13 protein-coding genes and 2 pseudogenes are annotated in these 19,238 nt (G+C 52.5%); 5 read left to right on the top strand and 10 right to left on the bottom strand.

Annotated elements, in window-relative coordinates; translation table 11 throughout:
- Positions 1–160 precede the first annotated feature (160 nt).
- From ACIDITHRIX25_RS69630 to ACIDITHRIX25_RS69585, 10 genes and pseudogenes are all read right to left on the bottom strand, one after another.
- Positions 161–2,737, bottom strand: a complete 2,577-nt coding sequence (locus ACIDITHRIX25_RS69630) for an AAA family ATPase (protein WP_201732195.1) — start codon at positions 2,735–2,737, stop codon at positions 161–163.
- Positions 2,737–2,958, bottom strand: a complete 222-nt coding sequence (locus ACIDITHRIX25_RS69625) for a hypothetical protein (RefSeq protein WP_201732194.1) — start codon at positions 2,956–2,958, stop codon at positions 2,737–2,739. The genes ACIDITHRIX25_RS69630 and ACIDITHRIX25_RS69625 overlap by 1 nt, the downstream gene beginning before the upstream one ends.
- Positions 2,951–4,249: a DUF2130 domain-containing protein gene (locus tag ACIDITHRIX25_RS69620; RefSeq protein WP_201732193.1), complete on the bottom strand. Its 1,299-nt coding sequence runs from the start codon at positions 4,247–4,249 to the stop codon at positions 2,951–2,953. The genes ACIDITHRIX25_RS69625 and ACIDITHRIX25_RS69620 overlap by 8 nt, the downstream gene beginning before the upstream one ends.
- Positions 4,246–6,630, bottom strand: a complete 2,385-nt coding sequence (locus ACIDITHRIX25_RS69615; RefSeq protein ID WP_201732192.1) for an AAA family ATPase — start codon at positions 6,628–6,630, stop codon at positions 4,246–4,248. Before ACIDITHRIX25_RS69615 ends, ACIDITHRIX25_RS69620 begins: the two co-directional genes overlap by 4 nt.
- The gene (locus tag ACIDITHRIX25_RS69610) at positions 6,630–9,674 is read right to left on the bottom strand and encodes a type I restriction endonuclease subunit R (protein ID WP_201732191.1); all 3,045 of its coding nucleotides are present in this window, start codon (positions 9,672–9,674) and stop codon (positions 6,630–6,632) included. Before ACIDITHRIX25_RS69610 ends, ACIDITHRIX25_RS69615 begins: the two co-directional genes overlap by 1 nt.
- Positions 9,671–10,876, bottom strand: coding sequence for a restriction endonuclease subunit S (locus tag ACIDITHRIX25_RS69605; RefSeq protein ID WP_201732190.1), 1,206 nt, complete (start codon positions 10,874–10,876; stop codon positions 9,671–9,673). Before ACIDITHRIX25_RS69605 ends, ACIDITHRIX25_RS69610 begins: the two co-directional genes overlap by 4 nt.
- A pseudogene (locus ACIDITHRIX25_RS69600) lies at positions 10,873–11,520 on the bottom strand (type I restriction-modification system subunit M); the annotation flags it as partial. The gene ACIDITHRIX25_RS69605 and the pseudogene ACIDITHRIX25_RS69600, both read right to left, overlap by 4 nt.
- A gap of 392 nt (positions 11,521–11,912) precedes the next feature.
- Positions 11,913–12,848, bottom strand: a pseudogene (locus tag ACIDITHRIX25_RS69595) (type I restriction-modification system subunit M); the annotation flags it as partial.
- The gene (locus ACIDITHRIX25_RS69590) at positions 12,845–13,744 is read right to left on the bottom strand and encodes a restriction endonuclease (RefSeq protein ID WP_201732188.1); all 900 of its coding nucleotides are present in this window, start codon (positions 13,742–13,744) and stop codon (positions 12,845–12,847) included. The gene ACIDITHRIX25_RS69590 and the pseudogene ACIDITHRIX25_RS69595, both read right to left, overlap by 4 nt.
- A gap of 308 nt (positions 13,745–14,052) precedes the next feature.
- Positions 14,053–15,021, bottom strand: coding sequence for a hypothetical protein (locus ACIDITHRIX25_RS69585; RefSeq protein WP_201732187.1), 969 nt, complete (start codon positions 15,019–15,021; stop codon positions 14,053–14,055).
- Between the two features lie 226 nt (positions 15,022–15,247).
- Here ACIDITHRIX25_RS69585 and ACIDITHRIX25_RS69580 point away from each other — a divergent pair, with 226 nt between their 5' ends.
- The 5 genes from ACIDITHRIX25_RS69580 to ACIDITHRIX25_RS69560 all read left to right on the top strand — a co-directional run bounded on the left by ACIDITHRIX25_RS69580 (position 15,248) and on the right by ACIDITHRIX25_RS69560 (position 19,218).
- Complete coding sequence (locus ACIDITHRIX25_RS69580) at positions 15,248–15,577, top strand: hypothetical protein (protein ID WP_201732186.1); 330 nt, start codon at positions 15,248–15,250, stop codon at positions 15,575–15,577.
- Complete coding sequence (locus ACIDITHRIX25_RS69575; protein WP_201732185.1) at positions 15,577–15,813, top strand: hypothetical protein; 237 nt, start codon at positions 15,577–15,579, stop codon at positions 15,811–15,813. The genes ACIDITHRIX25_RS69580 and ACIDITHRIX25_RS69575 overlap by 1 nt, the downstream gene beginning before the upstream one ends.
- Before the next feature lie 194 nt (positions 15,814–16,007).
- Entirely contained in the window at positions 16,008–16,613 is a 606-nt protein-coding gene (locus tag ACIDITHRIX25_RS69570) for an MT-A70 family methyltransferase (protein ID WP_201732184.1), read from the top strand.
- Positions 16,613–16,861, top strand: a complete 249-nt coding sequence (locus ACIDITHRIX25_RS69565) for a hypothetical protein (RefSeq protein ID WP_201732183.1) — start codon at positions 16,613–16,615, stop codon at positions 16,859–16,861. The genes ACIDITHRIX25_RS69570 and ACIDITHRIX25_RS69565 overlap by 1 nt, the downstream gene beginning before the upstream one ends.
- A 173-nt stretch (positions 16,862–17,034) precedes the next feature.
- Complete coding sequence (locus ACIDITHRIX25_RS69560; RefSeq protein ID WP_201732182.1) at positions 17,035–19,218, top strand: type IV secretory system conjugative DNA transfer family protein; 2,184 nt, start codon at positions 17,035–17,037, stop codon at positions 19,216–19,218.
- The last annotated feature ends 20 nt before the right edge of the window (positions 19,219–19,238 follow it).

The raw sequence follows: 19,238 nt of genomic DNA, 5'->3' as shown, positions 1-19,238 counted from the left end.
GTTCGTTTCGAAGTTGGTGATATCAAAGTTTCTATCTCCGACCCGGCCAGGGATTGCCTGCGGGTATTTCGAATCATGATTCGCAATAAGTAAGGATGAGAATGTAAAGCGCTCGTGGCATCGTGATTAGATGCCGACATCTCCATGCACCGAGCGAACATTAGGAATTAGTGTACTTCTTAACCCGTTCCCAGAACTCTTGGATTCGCTTGAGCTCTCGCTCCATTTCTACGATCGTTGGAGCCGTGTAATTTGTTTCCTCACTTTTATCGTGCCTTCTGGCCCATGTAGTGACGTTCCCATAACCGGTTTGAAAATCTGTGTTGTCTTGGTCGGTGACTTTGGCAAAGACTCGAAACTGCTTCGCTTGCACGTTGCCCGTGCCTCGGTCAACAGCCGTAAAAACGATCTCACTTCGCACTATGCGTTCCCACGTCTCAGAAACCTTCCCGGCCCAATCAGACGAGGCTTTCTCGAAATCATCAGACAACATAGTTGACTGATTATCCCTAATTCTCACCAGTTCAGTCCCAAGGGACGCAAGACGGGCTTTCGCGTCCTTGGCTTTCCACGGATGGTTGTCGACAATTAGGCCCGGTTGTTTCGCTCCGTTTCGTTCAATCGCTCGCTCGGTTACGGTCACTTTGAGTTCGCCTGAAATCTTCACAATTTCACCAAGAAACACCAGATCGTGGGTAAATACTATGACTTGACGGTCCTGCGCGATCTCCACTATTCGGCGGGCTGCTTTGTCACGACGCTCATGGTCGAGTGAAGACATCGGGTCGTCGAAGACAACCACAGACTTGGATTCATCAAAGTGGACTTCTGTGAAAAATCCTGCAAGACCTGCGGCCGTCTTCTCGCCTTCACTTAGCACTTGGCGCGGGGAGTTGCCCGCCGCACCTAGAAGCGCAGGCTGGTGTCGGAGTTTGCCCTTCGTGCTCCCCTTGTCGCCAAGGACAACATGCTCGAGTTTCATTTGCTCCGATTCACGCACGAAGTGGTCTTTGACGACATCGGTTACATACTTGCGAGCAAGTTCCGCGCTTGCTTTCGTGGCTGATGCAGTGCTGATTCCACTGGAAAGGTCACGGAGAACCTTCTCGTGCTTTAGGCGTGCGACTTCCTTTTTGATCGCGCCTTTCTGATCGGCGACAGCAATCTTGTCTTTTAGCTCGTTCGTCGCTGTGGTCGAAGTTACGAGCGACTCCTGGAACTTGGTCTCGTCAATCTTGCCTGACTTGGCCGTGATGCTGATTGCCAGCGACCGCAGAGCCCTAACATCTACATTCGCCAGCTCTATCAGCTTGTCCAGAGTCTCACCGCGCAACCGCTGTCCAAGTCTTTCCTTGGCTGATTGAGCGACTGTCAGCGCCGACTGTAGAACCGTACCTAGTTTCTTGTCGTCCTTCTTGATGAAATCAATCGCTTTAGTTGCTTCAGTCGTCGACACCTCAAACTCTTTGATCGCTTCTCTCGAATCGACAAACTTCTGTTCTGCTTCCTTGGCACGCTTCTCAACATCGTTGTGAACGAACTGATGGAACCTCGTGAGCCTGTCGCGAGCCTCGTCCCCGAGTGTTTGATGGCATAACACGCACAGAGAGCCATCTTCAACAACGGGGAATTCTTGATCGGGATATGCATCTTCCATTGAATAGCGCTCAGCGGATTCCCAGAGAATGCGCCAAGACTCTGAGCCAACATTCGCAAGCGGTTCCTCAGCGAATGATGTTTTTGATGCGTTACTCGCGGCCGATCGGAGTTCCTTGGCATCGGTCTGCTGCCTGATCACAGCTTCAGCAGCGCTTATGCCGAGCAATCCTGTCACGCGGTCCAAGTGAATAGCTAGAGCCTCGATACGCGACGCTCCTTGATTGAGCCGAACCTTTTCTTTGTGAGGATCGGTCGTCTTGAGACGAGCCTCTTCCTGAGTTAGTTCAGCTAAAGTTTGATGGGCATTTTCATCCAATATAAGGATCGAATCAACATCCGCCTCGGACGTATTTGGCGAAAGGTCACGTACGAACTTCTGAACGGAAGTTCCCGTCGTGAGTGCTGGTGCCACAAACTTCGTCGACTGACCAGCTCGGACCAACTCGTCTATGAATGCTTTGACCATATCGATGTACTTAATGAGTTGATCGAAAACACCCAGAACGGAAGGGCGGTAACTGAGTTCTGATTCACGGTCGAGATAGTCATCACCACAGGCTTTGTCGTAGAAATGCGCTTGCTGTAGCGATGGGTCGTCAAGTTTCGCCCAGTCCTTCTCGAGTCGACCTCCGATCGACTCATACGTGATCTTGGCACTTTGTATTCCTGTGGACGCAGCGTAGGCATCAGGGAGTATGTCTTCGCGATGGCGAGCTCCGACGATGGCCTTCACCAGACGGGCATAGCCGGACTTGCCAGTCCCATTATCACCGTAGATAACCGTAATTCCGTCTAGTCCGAACGTCAGATTCTGCCCACCCAAGAGAGCGTTGATGTTTTCGAGTTCGCTGACGCTGACCAGTCGAGTTGTGGCACCAGCCTGAGCACCCGAGGGCAGATCCGATGTGGATAGCGCTGGGGTTTCCTCGATTACTGAGTTACTGACTATCGCATTTGCGACACTTTCGATGTAATCACCGTCAATGACTTCAACACGGGCAATTCGCTTGAGAAAGTTGCGCTGCCACACCGGAATTCTCTTAGCCCACTCGATTATGTCGTCCTCGATGCCAGCCATCAAGTCGCTCCCGCTCCTGCTAAAAGTTCGGTCCGGTGGAGTGCCGACTCAACTGCACGTTCCTTAAAGTTAGACGGATAGTCGTACTTGTACTTCAAAAGAAGCCTTCGCATCTTGGCGCGCATGTCGGCCTTGAAGCGAATATAGATCCGCGGCTCTCTAACGTCGAAGAAGACCGCCGAAATATGTCTAGACCCTCGTAAGGCAACCAAATCAGGCATCAGTGTCCTCTACGTCCTTCAAATCAGTAAACTTGACCGCCATCGTGGGGTTTCCTCTTGTCAGCTTCTTGATAGTCAAATCATCGGCCTTGTTGTTCGCGAGGCGAAGGTTATTTTCCGAACCGAGCAATGCCTCTTTGGTCTTTTGGAGATGTTCGATGGTTTTGTCGATCTCGTCAATTGCCGTTTTGAACTTCTTGGAGGCCAGATCGTAATTCCTAGCGAAGCCAGTCTTAAAGGCTTCCAAATCATCTTCGAAGTTCGTGATATCTATATTCTGCTCACGTACTCGGGCCAACTCGGACTTGTAGGTCAACGAGTTGAGGGCCCCGTTTCGCAGCAACGTGATCATCGGAATGAAGAACTGCGGTCGAATGACATACATCTTCGGGAAGCGATGCGACACGTCGACGATGCCACCATTGAAGAGCTCGCTGTCAGGTTCGAGGAGAGATACGAGGATTGCGTATTCACAACGTTTCTCGATGCGATCCTTATCCAACTCTTTCAGGAAGTCTTCATTTCTCTTCTTGGTCGCTGTTCCGTCGTTCTCGTTTTTCATCTCAAACATGATCGAGATGAATTCTGTGCCCCCTTCGTCGGCCTCACGAAAGACGTAGTCGCCCTTGCTTCCTGTGCGTACATCGTTATCTTTCTCGAAGTACGCCCGTGGGAACGCAGTAGCGCGAATCTTGTTGAACTCGATCTCGCAATGCTGTTCAAGCGTCTCGCCTACCATTTTGGTAGAGAGCCTCGCTTTCATGTCCTTTAGACGCTCAATTGCGTCGTCTCGATCTTTGATTTGCGTCTCGTACTTCTCCTTTAGGGAATTCGCCAGCAACTTCTGCTCAACGTCCTTGGCCTCAAGATCGCGCTTCAGGCCGTCTCGCTCCTTCTCGACACCTCCGAGTGCTTCTCTAAGTGCCAGCCTCTTGGCGACGTCAGCAGACTTCAATTCTTCCTTAAGACGAGCGATCTCCGCGTCCTTCTTGGCAACATCGTCTTTGAGCTCACCAGTGACTCTCGCCTGGACGAGTTCCGCGCTCGATTTGAGTTCCTCTTTAAGCCGAGCGATCTCCGCGTCCTTCTTGGAAGCCTCCTTGTCCATCTGGCTGGCGACCTTCGTCTCCGCCAATTCAATTGCGGTCTTCTTGTCCTGTTCGGCAAGAGCCAACCGCTCGTGCAGCGCCTTGTCGAAGGCCTCGTCTCGCACCTGATTCAGAATGTCTGCATATCCCGCTTCATCAATCTTGAATGCTTTGCCGCAGTGTGGGCAGGTAATCTCGTTCATTTTTGCACCTCCGTTTCTTCGATACTTAATTCAACTTCTTCTACCTCTGGTGTCGGTAGGAGCGATTCGGGATCAACGCCAACCACTTTGCAGAGTCCGACAAAGTGTTCGTGGTCAAGTTGATTCATGAATACGAAGACCGAACTGATTGCTCCATTGATCTCGTCAGGGTTAACTGTCTCGTCGGTCTCAGGCGTCTGACTATGTGAGTAGGCGTGTGCATACCGTGTGAGTTGTTGTCGGAGCGCATCGGCATCGCCTTTGTAACCCGAGTCGATTAACAATTTCGTTGCATTTCGCATCGAGGCAGTGAAGTCACCTACCCAGTCCGGTCGCTTGAACGCAAGAAAAGATTCGAGAATTCGACGGATGACATTTGGAAATAACAGTTGCGCATCCAAGCGATTTTCGAGAGAGTCACTTGTATCCAACCTCTTCTTGGCGTCGACGACCGAGATGAAGGCATGGTGATAGCTCGAACGGATCTTCTTACGTACCGCGTCGGACTCGGGCCATTGAATGAGAACTGGTTGACGTCGTGTCAGGCCATTCGATGTAATGTGCCGTGATTTCAGTTCGTACATGCTCACCGGAAACCTCGCCTTCATCCCCGCACCTCGATGAAGGCCCTCAAGTTGAACGTCCCACTGTTTGAATAGGTCGAAGTTGTGAGTTAGGAGGACAAGTTGTTCGACCTCATCGTTCAGTGTGGCGGTCCAAATGTACGTCGAGATACCCATAAATACGTTGCTGTCGAGACTTGAGACAGGGTCATCGATGACAACTATTGGTTTACCTTTGGAGAGATCGTGGCAAGCCACCCCTTCAAGAAAATGTACAAGTGCAATTGCAGATCGCTCACCGACGCTTAGGCCGATAGCTGGTTGCCCGTCACGAGTAACGACATATCGGCCATCTCGGGATTGAAAAGAAAGTTCACTTCGACCTAGCAATCGAGCGACCTCTCGTGTCAGAACATCAGCTGACGGAGTTGGATCACCCTCTACGTTCTGGAGTGCGGCGATCTCTGTTTCTATTTCATCGATTCGGGCCTGAGCACCAGATACCTTTGCCTTTGCAGTCGTAAGATTAACGGCTTGGTTGTCGATTTCCTTCTCTTCCGCCTTAAGGTGATGTCCCTCGATCTCATTGGCGGTGGAAGTGAGAAGCTGATCATGTTGAGTGACCCGATTGTTATGCTTCCTACAGACCATGTCCATAGCTGATCCGTCAATCGCGGGTGCATTAACCAAAGTGCCCTCGACAATATTAAGCACGTTCGTGCGCTTTTTCTTCATGCGCTGAAGGATTTCGTCTGCCCAACGCTTGAGTGCATCCACTTGATCTCGAAGACCTTGGGCGGCTTCATCAAAGTCGGATCGAAGATCCTCAAACAAGAGACCGCGTGTCGGAATCTGTTGAACTAGAGCGTCACAATTGACGACGAGGCTTTCGAATTCACCACTCAGGCCGTCGAGCTCACGCTGCATTCGAGAGACCTCATCGGAGAAGTGCTGTTCAATATCGTGCAACCGATCTGTAGGCAGCGGCTGGCCACAAAATAGGCAGGTTTTCAAGTGCTCATGTAGAGCCAGTCCATCCTGGACCCAAGATGTTGCCTCGGGGTGCGCAGTCAGAGTATCCAGCACTATGGCCACCGGAGTTTTGGCGAGCAACGATTCGGCTCGCGACTTTAATTCAGCTGCTGGATTAAGCGAAAAAGAATTTCTTTCCACCTCTTCGCGATTGTCGCTAGCGACAAACCTTGTCTTTTCAGCGATCTCAACATCCGTCAGCGTTTTCCACGCAGTACGGTCGCCTACATACTTGCGACCAACAACACCGGAGTTGTAACTCGCGCGACTTCGGAAACCCTGAACGCGAGAAAGGTGACCGACCACGGAAGCCGACACACGCTCGTAGGAAGCTGTAGCTGCGCGCTCGGCAGCTAAGGCTTCAGCTCGGCCAGTGTCGCGATCGTTTGTTCTCGCAACGAGTTCCTCTTGCAGGCGCTCGATCCTGGCCTCGGCTTCGGCGGTCCTTTCGCCCAGCGTCAAGACCGCGTCAATGTTGGGACTACCTTCGTGAAAACGTAGGCTCCGCTCGATATAGGTTTCGCAGAACACGTGGAGGCGATCAAAGACCTGATCGTCGTTGCCGTTCGTATCACGACGCGAACCCAACTCTTCCACCTTAAGGGAGAGGTTTTGATAGCCATCGGTTACGTTGCGGGTTCCATCAACTGCGCGGGCGAGGGACGTCTTTCCTGAACCATTCGGCCCGTAAATCACGTTGATCTTGGCAAAGTCCGGCAAAGTTGTGGCCCATCGGTAGTCAACAAAGATCCCGCTGTCCTTAATCCAATCAAGACGGCGAATCACTACTCACTCCTATCCGAACTGACGCCGAAGAAGCGGTCAAAGAAGGTCGCCAGGCGTGTTAGAACGCGTTGTTTCATTTCGCCGTGACTACCGTCAGCCGCGAAGCGCGACACCGGTGGCAAAATCTTCGTGACAGCGGTACCAGTGGTCTGAATCACGCCATCGCGGAAAGCTGTCTTGATGTACGCTCGCGTCTCATCAGGGCGAAGTCCCTCTAACTCGATGATCGTCTCTAATTCCGCGTTGCGTCGTGTTGCAATGAATGCCTGCCATTCCTGATCGACTTCCCCTGTGGCCGATACAGAATCGACGAATGCTTCAATGAGATCCTTCTTATTTCGCAGACTTGGGCTGGCATCAACGGCTCTGGTGATCGATGCACGGAGTTCGATATCGTCACCATCGCCTCGTTCATCGCGATATTTCTCAACGAGCAAAAGGATGTAGTCGACATTGATCTCAACTTGCTTGATGAGTTCAATCTCAAATACAAGGTCATCATTGATTAGCTCTCGTTCAGCCTCAGAACCACGCCTGAACTCCGCGTACAGATCAAGATAGATGCTGCGATAATCCTGCCCCTGTCGCTCTGTGAGAATCTCGTTACCAACGAAGTCGTCGAATGATGTGAGGATGTTCTGCAGCCTCAAGATTGATCCAAACAGAACGATGAACTCCTTCTGCGCAGATTCTCCAGTGATCGGAGTTCCGAGTGGAAAGTTTTGGAGTAACTGGGCGACCTTGTCGTCGTATTCGGAGTAGTAGTCGCCATATGGTTTGAGGAGCACCACACCCTTCGCATCTTTACTACCAAAAAGAGCAATGGCGTCGTTCGTCTCTTGTTCCAAGTCACGAAATGAAATGATGTTGCCAAAGGTCTTGACTGAGTTGAGAATGCGGTTTGTTCGCGAGTACGCCTGAATGAGGCCGTGTGAGCGGAGATTCTTGTCCACCCATAGAGCATTGAGTGTCGTGGCGTCGAATCCGGTCAAAAACATATTGACGACAATGACGAGATCAATCTCACGACTCTTGATGCGTAGGGACAGGTCCTTGTAGTAGTTCTGAAACCTGTCGGTAGATGTGTCGAAGCTCGTCCCGAACGTCTTGTTGTAGTCATTGATGGCCAATTCAAGGAAATCTCGGGAGTTCGTATCTAGAGCATCTGTCTCGAATCCTTCTTCACCAAGAAAGCCATCAGACTCCTCTTCGTTAACAGAAAAGCTGTAGATCAGACCGACTTTGAGGCGCTGCGCATGGGACACGGTGTCTTGCTGCCTCTGGAACTCGCCGTAGTAAGCCTTGGCGGCGCCGATCGATGAGGTCGCCAATATCGAGTTGAAGCCAGCCAGGCGTCGGTCACCCAACTTGTAGAAGCTCGTTCGCTTCGTCTTCTGGTCGAAGTGCTCGAGGATGTAGCCGACGACCTGCTTTACGCGTTCTGGTGCGAGCAGAGCCCGCTCTCTATCAATCGCTGAGACCTGCTCTTCGGCAATGCCTTCTGGCAGTTTGATTGTGTTCACATAGTCGATACGGAACGGCAGGACATTCTTGTCACTAATTGCGTTAACGATCGTGTACGTGTGGAGTCTTTCTCCAAAAGCTTGCTCCGTTGTCTTCAGCTGTGGATTTCCGCCACTTCCTGAGTTGACTGCAAAAATTGGGGTGCCAGTAAAGCCAAAGAGGTTGTAGCGCTTAAAGGCCTTCGTGATCGAAGTGTGCATGTCACCGAATTGAGATCGGTGGCACTCATCGAAGATGATTACAACGTGGCCGGAGTAGATGGCGTGACCCTTATTTGCAGCAATGAATGTCGACAACTTCTGAATAGTCGTGATGATGATTCGCGCATTCGGATCTTCGAGCTGACGTTTGAGTACGGCGGTCGAGGTGTTGGAATTCGCTGCGCCCTTTTGGAACCGGTCGTATTCGCGCATCGTCTGATAATCAAGATCCTTGCGGTCGACGACAAAAAGAACCTTGTCGACTTCGGGCAGCTTGACTGCAAGTTGCGCAGCCTTGAAGCTCGTTAGCGTTTTGCCGGACCCGGTTGTATGCCAGATATAGCCACCTGCGGCAATCGTGCCGAGTTGCTTGTAGTTGACCGACGTGGCGATCTTCTGAAGCATTCGCTCCGTCGCTGCGATCTGATACGGCCGCATTACTAAAAGCATCCGGTCCGCTGTGAGCACACAATACTTGGTCAGAATGTTCAGCAGAGTGTGCCGAGCGAAGAAGGTCTTTGCAAACGAATTGAGATCTTGAATTGGTTTGTTCGCAGCGTCCGCCCACCAAGAAGTGAATTCGAATGAATGCGAAGTTTTTCGAACCCGTCTCGATCCTGCGGCTTCGCTCAGGTGTTGACGGCGCGTTGTGTTTGAGTAGTACTTCGTCAAGGTGCCGTTACTGATGACGAAAAGTTGCACGTATTCGAAGAGACCAGAGCCTGACCAGAAGCTGTCGCGCTGGTAGCGGTCGATCTGGTTGAAAGCCTCGCGAATGTCGACTCCACGGCGTTTCAGCTCGATGTGCACCATCGGTAGTCCATTGACGAGTACCGTGACGTCGTAGCGGTTCGATCGAGATGCGCCGCCATCGCCTTGGCCGATTTCATATTGATTTATGACCTGGAGTTGGTTGTTGTGGATGTTCGCCTTGTCGATGAGAAGCACGTTCTTCGTGGACCCATCGTCGCGGCGCAATAATTGGACATAGTCCTCTTGGATCCGTATGGTCTTCTCAACTATGCCGTCGTTCGCTCCAGCGATTCGCTCCGTGAAGAATTGTTCCCATTCCGCTTTTGAGAACTCAATTCCATTCAGTTTCTCGAGTTGAGTCCGTAAATTCGCGATCAGTTGTGCCTCGCTGGTGAGCGGCAGGTACTGATATTTCTGATCACCCAAGAGTCGAATGAACTCCTGCTCAAGTTCACTCTCGGACTGATATGCGATCGAAGTTGGCTCGTCCGAGGTGAATTCCGCGACGACCGTGCTCTCCGCACTTACGGCGATCGGCTCATAGTGTGTTGCCTTCGCTTCGCTCATGTCACCTTCTCCCTGAAGGCAAGAAGGTGATCGCGGTAATACTCGTACTGCTTGCGGCGCGCAACCAGCTCGGCGGGAAGACCAATGCTGAGGTCATTCACAAGTGAATCGAAGTTATCCAGGATCGTAACGATCCTGCGTTGTTCGTCGAGACAGGGTATTGGGATCGGATAGTTTTTGACCTTTTGTGCATTCAAATTTGACTGCGAGCCTTCTCCTAGCGCCCTAAGTCGCTCATACTCGTTCGCTACCCAGTGAAACACATAGCGGTATTCGGCTCGAGAGGGGTCGATCTGAAGGTTGCAACATGCTTGATTAGTTGTTAGCGGAATCGCGTTGATCGCTACCTTTGCGGCCGTTGCCCCATACATGGCTACAATCACGCATTTCGCAGGAATCCACTTTGCAGATGAGTTACGCAGACCTTTCTCAGTGATCGTCATCCCAGTAGACCAAATTTCGACTGAGTCAACTTCTTGGGTGCGTAGCCAGGGAATGTCACCGCCGTAATAGTCGGCTCGGCCGGATGAGGGGGTGCCACCTGACGACACTTTCGTGCAAACGTCGCCCAAAGTTGTCCACCGCACCCCGTCCTCGGCGAAGGTTAGTAGTGTGCGCCTGTAGTGGTCATATTGATGCTGTCGGGCTTCCAGCTCCGCTTCCAGCTCCTTGAAAAGATCAAGAACTTTTACGATTTCTCGCTGCACTTCGAGAGGCGGAATCGGAATTCTAATCGTGGCGAGTTTGTCGCCCGATATTCGTCGGACTTTCGTTCCCGTAATGCTCCGTTTCTTTTGGCTCCGAAACTGATCGGATTGGAAGAAGTACGAGACGTACTTCGGTTCGAGGGAATGATGATAAATGTAGGCATCACCGCTCACGGCGGCCTCTCGACTTCCCAGCCAGGCAACGGCCTTTCCAACTGCTTCATCGTCCTCGCTAGTTGTGGCGATGACAAGATCACCTGGCGCAGCTGTTCTGAGTCGCTGGGCGGTGGAGGGAATTACAAAGGAGATTGTTTCTGTTGCCCAGGTGTCGTAAGTCGTGTGAATTTGCCCATAGTGAATTGCAGGGACGCCAGCATCTATAAGATCGATCTTTTGCAACCCATTTCCCCGAATGAATTTGCCTGCTTCACCGAGTGTTTTGACCTCAACTCCATCGGGGCATGACTTCTTAATCAGATCATCGATTCGACTCACGATTGACTCTCCAGGTCAGCGACGATGGCATCAATCTGAGTTCGCAGTTCGGACTGCCGGTCAACGATGTGAGCGATCTTCACGTTAAGTTCGGCAATGTCAATCACTTCGCGGAGGTCCTCCTGCTCGACGTAGGACGATACGCCAATGTTGTAGCCATTTGCAGCGATCTCCGTATTTGACACGTGTCGCGCGAAGTGCTCAATGTCTTTTCGTTCGGCAAAGGCATCGAGCACTTTCTTCTGATTCGCCGCTGAGAGCTTGTTCTTGCTCCCCACACGGACGAATTCAGCGGATGCATCGATAAAGAGAATCCCGTTGTCGACCTTGGACTTCTTTAAAACGATGATGCAAGTGCCAATCGTGGTTCCAAAAAAGAGGTCTGGTGGGAGTTGAATAACGGCGTCGACGTAGTTATTGTCAACGAGGTACTTGCGGATTTTGGCTTCAGCGCCTCCCCGGTAAAGAACTCCGGGAAACTCGACGATCGCCGCAGTACCGTTGACTGCGAGCCACGACAGGATGTGCATCGTGAAGGCAAGGTCAGCTTTCGATTTCGGAGCAAGAACACCTGCCGGTGCAAAGCGCGGGTCATTTATAAGTAAGGGGTTGCTGTCGCCCTCCCAATTGATGGAGTAAGGCGGTTCCTTCTATAGTTCAGACGTGTTACAAACCAATACGAATACCTGTACGAATGTGCTCTAGAAGGTGTTGAGAGATAAGTGGGGTCCTTGGGCTTGCGTACTTCAAGGACGAGCAGACATGGGTCGAATCGGTTGGATTGAGTCGCCACGAGAAAACGTTCCTGAGAAGTGAATCTTGCCTAAGAGACCGTTTCGCCTTCGATCGCAACAGGAACGGCAGTCCGGGAATGATGCCTAGCCGCTGTTCAACCTCTTCGAGGTTATCCCATTCGTCAAGCAGCGACGAGCTGTAGCTCCCTCTCCACGTCGAGCGCTGCGCCCGGCAGAGCCGCCAGTCCGTCTTTTCTAAGTCCTCCGTCACTGCAACACATCATATCACAACACAGTGACATTACAAGGAAAGGAGGATTGGAAACAATCGCTTCGAATGGCTCATCGTCCCAGTGCGCGGGATCAATCAGAGTGTCGCCGTGAGCTATGTCAAAGCTTTCGTAGTTAACGTCGTGCAGAAACATGTTGATACGGGCAAGGTTGTAAGTCGTTAGGTTGATCTCTTGCCCAAAGAACCCCTGTCGTACGTTCTCCTTTCCTAGTACCTTCGCGAACTTCAACAGGAGAGAACCGGAACCACAGGCCGGGTCGTAAACCTTGTTCACTTCAGTCTTTCCTAATACGGTGATCCGAGCCAATAGTTCGGAGACCTCCTGCGGCGTATAAAACTCACCACCTGACTTCCCGGCGCTTGAGGCGTACATTTGCATGAGGTACTCATATGCATCGCCAAAAAGGTCGATCGTGTGGTCGTCGAAGTTACCGAGTGGCAAGTCGCCGATCGCGTCAAGAAGCTTCACTAGCCTTTCGTTCCGCTTAGCCACTGTGGCACCGAGCTTGCCGGAATTAACGTCAAGATCGTCAAATAGGCCCTTCAGGTCATCTTCACTATCGGCCCCAACCGCAGAGCCCTCAATGTTCTTGAAGACTCTCTCTAAAGTTTCGTTGAGGTTCTCATCCTTGGGGGCACGTTTGCGCACATTCGCAAACAACTCACTCGGGAGGATATAGAAGCCTTTCTCTGCCACCGTCTCGCGACGACCGAACTCTGCGTCTGCATCACTGAGCTGCACATAATTGAAGTTTGGCTCCCCGGCCTTACGTTCACCCGCATTGATGTAAGCGGTGAGGTTTTCTGAGATGAAGCGATAGAAGAGCATTCCGAGTACGTAGGTCTTGAAATCCCAGCCGTCAACGCTTCCTCGAAGGTCATTGGCAATTCGCCAGATGGTCTTGTGAAGCTCAGCTCGCTGGGCTTCTTTAGTTGTTGGGCTCATTCGAAGAAATCCTCATCAACGTCAACGATCTGGAGTGTCTGTTTCACTTGTACACCAACTCGATAGCGAATCATTAGTTCAGCGAGCCGCGAACCATCAATTAAGACGACGCGCGTAGGAACGCTCTTGGCGTAGTCAACTGCACCGGAACTGAAGCGCCCGGTAGTAATAAAGACGCCCTGATTTGCCTGTTGACCCTGCAGCGCGCCGACAAAGGATTGAATATCTGGACGTTGCACTGAGGAGGTCAATGCGTATCTCTTTGCTTGAATGTAAACGCGACTCAGACCCAATACGTCTTGATCAATGATTCCATCTATTCCTCCGTCATTCGACAATTGTGTACGCGTCGCTCTTGTATCAGCACCCCCATAGCCCATGGCAACAACGAGATCTACCACAGCCTGCTCAAAGAACGCGGGATCTTGTGAATGCAGTCGATCCAGCAAATCTGATGCGACTTCTTCGTTAATTCGAGTTATTCCTTCTTCGACAAGTTCATAAGGATCAAGTTCCTGACGGTCGGAGTTCATAACCGGATCGGTCAACTGCTTTTTCCAGGAATCCTTGTAGCCCTCGATTGCTCGAAGATCTGATTCAACAAGTCTCACCGGGTGATCGTGGAGGAGCTCACGACCTTGGTCCGTTATGGAGTGGTGACCTCTGGATGGGCGCGATATCGCCTTTGCTTTGACGAGATAGGTGATTGCCCAACCAATCCGATTTTCAAACTTGAGTTGGCCGGAGTTGAGAGTCTCAGCGCGCTGCTCGTCAGTCAAGCTGATCGCATTTGCAACCAGGTCGTAGAGTTCTCGACGTCCCCGGACATTACCGTCAGAAAGACTTTCAAGTACTGGAACCATGTATCGGTCCCAAGTGGGCATCTCGCTTGTCATGACGCCACCTGCGAGGATCGATTAATCCGAAATATCTGTGTGGCAATAGAAAACAAGCGGTTACTTTGTACCGCAATTTGTCGATTTCTATTTGCCATTTCTGTCACTATGTCTTCCTCTTCCTAATTGTCACCTTGTATTCATGACACACGATGCAACTACAACATTGAGATCGATCGTAGGTTCGTAGCCTGAACTCGCGAGACGTTCAACCTCGACGCAATTAGTAGAGGCAGGTGGGGCTAAGTCTCAATACTCGCATTATACCTCGTCAAAGTATATTTCTCAATGGCTAAATTGGCGCGTCGCTACAGCGTGTCGTTATTCCACTCCCACGCGATTCCGCTGAACAGGCCGCCGTAGAGATCATGAAAACGTGCCCTCGTGGATCCGTTCTGAGAGAGACTCAGAATCTGGTGCTTGGTTGGCTCGCCGGGAGCTTGCAGGTGAGTCAGACCTGAAAATTGCCAAACCCGATCAGGACATCGACCAAGAAATGCCACCTCGAAGATGGCAAGTCGAGTGGGTTCATGGAAGCCTCGCCATTCACCGACGAGAACGTTCGGATCATCAAAGTCCGGTTCGGGCAATCGGCGAAACTTGAGATCGTAGGCCTGGCCTCGTCGCATCGGTTCCTTGAAGTAAAAACGATCTTCGAAGTGATCATCCACACGTCTTCGCTCTGAGGAGAAGTCACCCACTGTCTCGATTTGTCCTTCTTGGGCGCTACTGATGCCTAGGTAGTCTGCCTTATCGAAAGCAGCTACAAAGCGATAGTGCTCGCGAGTCTCTTGCCACTTCTGACCCTTCACGATGGTCTGGACCTGAACGAACTCATTGACGATTCCGTTGTGCGACTCTGGGACATGAAATGGCAATGGAGACTTCGGATACCAACCTGTTGTTAGTTGATTGCGGAGGTTCTCGATTGCGGACGCGACCTTCTTGCGAACGGCGTCGATCTTGAGATTTGCCTTCTGACCGTAGTGGATGTAACGCTCCGGTAGCCCATCAATATTGCTCGAAGTTGGTGACAGCGCGAAAGCGTCGAGCAGCATCTCGGGTTCAGGGTCATGAAGAGATTCGATCGCTGAAATCAGACGCTCTCGCAGCACGTTAAATGGTTCATCTTCACCACCGAGAGCCTGCCGCAATGCTAAGGCCTTTGCAACTCTTGGCGGTGTGAATCCTTCGCGCTTGAGCATCAAAAGCAGGTCACGGCGGAGCGGTTCGCTCTCGCTCCAGTTGGTGCTAAATGGTGATTCCAGTGCGTCCACCTTTGCCTACTTCCAACTTTCATCCAACTTAAGTGGTTGTTCCATTCACGCGACATTTTCCTTCATATTCTCGAGTTTCGAGCTTCAGAAATTCCCAAGGAGTTCGAGAAGCAAAGCGTAAGCGACCCGTAGCAACGGATCACTTACAGAGAATCAAAAACCACAACCACCTAAGAACATGGAGGAAAAGACAGATGGAGAATATCAAGACTAAGGCAGTGGCATCATGAGTGAACTGACACCTTTCATCGGCGGAGGAATCGTAACGCGTGAGTCCAGGCATGCGTTTCGGTCCATCAGTCGGAATAGAGCCAGCACCGAAGTCAGGATCGCCAGGGTCGATGGATCAACGGACGTTGCAGTTACGAAACTTGATGGCCTGACGATGGCGACTGGATCAGCGATGCAACAGATCGTCCGAATCGCCAGGGTCCAAAGGGAGCTGGAGCAATTGGCTCCCGAAGCGTCGGTTCGGCTCAATTTTCTGGCCGACGATCATCTCCTCGGATGTTCGGAATTACTGGCGGACCTCCGGCGTGAGATGCGTCGTAACTGATGATGACAATGGCTGCCCTGATTATTGCGATTGCTTCCCTTTGTGTCACAGGCCTGGGAATAGCAATCGGAGCGGTCTTGCGTCGTCGGACTGATCGAAAGTACGAAGCACTAGCGCAACGCATTGATATCGACTCACGGCTGGAGTACCTGACGGTGCAGACCCTCGGCGCGATGAGGGACACGACGCGGCAGTATCAACGTCGCACGGGTGGTTCAGATGACTTTGTTGTCTAACCAACAACATCGGCTGATACAACCGAACTGGGGCCACAGAAGGGCGCTGATAACCGAAGGTGATCCGAATATAGGTGTTCAGGTCGGTAACCAATATCACACGTCGACCCCTTCCAATCCGGGTCTATTCGGCGGATAACTAAAGGCAGAACGGCATATCAGAGCTGCTCGCCTCATCGAAAGGAGAAATACATATGAAATCGAATCACACAACATCACACAACTCATCCACCGAGAAGAAGTACTCGGTCATCCTGGCGGACCCACCATGGGACGTTCAACAAAAGGGTGCCTACGGAGCGGAGCGCCATTACGACCTGATGACGCTCGAACATATCAAGGCCATGCCAATCGCGGATCTTGCTACCGACAACGCACACCTGTGGCTTTGGGTCACGAACGCAACCCTTCGAGAGGGCTACGACGTAATGGAAACGTGGGGCTTCACTCCACGCTCTCCCCTGACCTGGATCAAGCCGCGCTTCACCCTGGGTGTCTACCTGCGAAACGCTACCGAGCATCTAATTCTTGGCACAAGGGGTAAGGCCCCGGTCAAGTTCAAGAGCCAGCCAACGTGGATGTTCGCGCCCCTGCAAGATCACTCTCACAAGCCCGAAGAGCAATACCCGGTCATCGAACGAGTCTCTGGTGGAGGGCCGAAACTTGAACTCTTCGCCCGTCGACGCCAACCCGGTTGGGACGTATGGGGAAATCAAGTCGCCTCCGACATAGAAATACCGGGTTACCCCGTACCGAAGAATCCAGATAAACGAGCTGCCCGCCGGCAGAAGGAGTTGTGATGATCGATGTCGAACAACTCGCCGAACTCCCTACTCAGTCGCGCATGGCGTGGAGCGCTCGTCCTACTTGGAACCGCCGTCCTCCTGTCGATCTGCGTCGAAATTATCAGTCGAATCTGGGTGATACTCGTGGTCATCCTGCTCGCCATAATGGCGCTGATCGCCACGGTGACCGTGCTGCTTTACTGGCGCGACCGAACGCGTTGGTAACTGCATTCCCAATTCGTTGGGGGGAGCATCATGAGTAGGCGCCCCACCAATAGGGGTCGCGGACGACCGGCAACATCGAAGGACTTCCGGATAGTAACTGTTCCTCACAGCAAACCCAATCCACGCGATCTCGGACGCGCGTTTCTGGCTCTGGCAATCCACCGAGCGAAATTCCGCGTCGACAGTGAAGCACTAGAAAAGGAGGCCAGCGATGGGTCGCCGCAGTAATCCAGCCTGGCGATGGCGACAAATCTGGTGGCCACGACCGTTGACCCCAGACCTAGCACTAGAACTGCTCGATCGCATTGCTGCGGATCGACAACTCGGCTCTGTGGCGCTTGAAGCACGAGTATCGAAGGGTCAGGTTAGGTACTTCGTTGGCGTTCACGCTCACCACTTACGAGAGTTCGAGTCGTTGGCCGCTTCGCTTGTTCCAGGCACTCGCTTGAGTGAGCCCCAACCGTTGGCCCGCCCACGAGTCGCGTTTGCCGGTCGCCTCAAAGTTTCGCATCCAACACTGTCCTTGAATATAGATCGGGTCACGGCAACTACTCGAGCCGTCCTGGCCGGACTAGCAATGGCGACTATGAAAGACGAGACCGTCGTCCTACAAATTGTTCTGGGTACTCGGCTTTCCCCGCGATTCGTGACCAGCGACACGCTCGACCCGACCCAACACTGGTTCGATTTACTGATACACGGGACTCGACCGGCGAACTCCGAGACGCGCGCCAGTATGAAGCATCGGGCAACCCTTCACGGCTGTAAGGCAACTATTCGAATCGGATCAACTGCCGAGTCGAAGGGACGCGCTCGTTCGCTTATATCTGGAGTTTTAAATGGACTCCGAGTAGCCCAGGCCGCTGGAGTGCGCATCAGTCTCCTTGGCGACAACGAGCCTCATGTTCTTCACGCCTCACTGCCGTGGCGCTGGCCCCTGCAACTCTCGTCAAGAGAGATGGTGCTTCTCATGGGCTGGCCCCTGGACTCTACGGGCGAAATGCCACTGCCGGGGCACCCGCCAACGCATCCGAGGCTCATCGCACCACCCGAACGACTTGTGGAATCAAGGAGCCCTTTCGCCGAAACCACCGCACCGGGAATCGACATTCAGTTTGGAATCGGTGGGAGCGACTCCCTGCAGCACACTTGGCTGCTCGGGCCGACATCGTCTGGTAAGTCGACCGCAATGTTGGCGCTCATCATGGACGCGATCCGCTCTGGCCGGGGTGTGCTCGTCATTGATCCCAAAACCGACCTCGTTAACGACGTCCTGGCCCGCATTCCCGATGACCGGGCTGATGACGTGGTCGTCATCGACCCCACGGATTCACGACCAGTAGGACTAAACCCCCTGCGAAACAATGGTCGGCGCGCGGCCCTGACGGCCGATTCGCTGCTCGCAGTATTCAAAGAGCTCAGCGGTGATGCGTGGGGACCCCGCACCGAGGACGTGTTCATGAGTTCCCTTCTCACCCTGACTCAGTACGAGGGGGCAACGCTGACTATGTTGCCTGCACTTCTGACTAACGACCACTTCCGAAGGAAACTGATCCGCAACATCAATGACCATTTTGGTCTCAGTAGTTTCTGGGCGGGATACGAGGCAATGAGCCCCCAGCAGCGGGCTCAGGTCATTGCGCCCACCATGACCCGCCTACGTCAGTTCTTGTTGCGACCTCAACTTCGTGCCGTACTCGGTCAAGCACAACCGAGTTTTGATCTCCTCGACCTCTTTACTAAGCGAAAGATTGTGCTGGTGTCGCTCAACCGGGGCCAAATTGGCACGGAAAGCGCTCGTCTGCTCGGTTCACTCATTGTGGGCCAACTCTGGCCGCTAGTGCTAGCTAGAGCGGCTCTACCGCCCGAACGACGGCGAATTGTCAACGTCTTCATCGACGAGGTCCAGGACTACCTCGCACTGCCGACTGACCTCGAGGACGCTCTGAGCCAGGCTCGAAGTCTGGGTGTCAGCTTCACGATCGCCCACCAGTATCGACGACAACTTCCCGTAGGGCTTCGCTCGGGAGTTGACGCCAATGCGCGTAACAAAATCGTCTTTGGTCTTAACGCCGAGGATGCTGCAGAGGTCGCCAAACAGGCACCGGAACTCGAAGCGAGAGATTTCATCTACCTGCCTCGATTCGCCATTTATACGAACCTGGTGCAGGACGGCTTCTCAACGGGCTGGTTCTCGGGACGCACACTCCCACCAGAGGCCGCGACACGTGAACCAGTGTCCCTGCGGGTACGCTCGGCAAACTTGTATGGACAAGACGCCCATGAAGTGGAGGTGGAGGCGCTCCGACAGATCGGCATTAAGACCGACGCCGAGCAGCACGATGATCCCAATGAGCAAATTGGTCGACGACCCGTGAAGGGAGATCAACCATGACCACCCTTCAGATCGATCGT

The sequence above is a fragment of the Acidithrix sp. C25 genome, from assembly GCF_904848545.2.
This window is presented reverse-complemented; position numbering and strand designations above follow the sequence as displayed.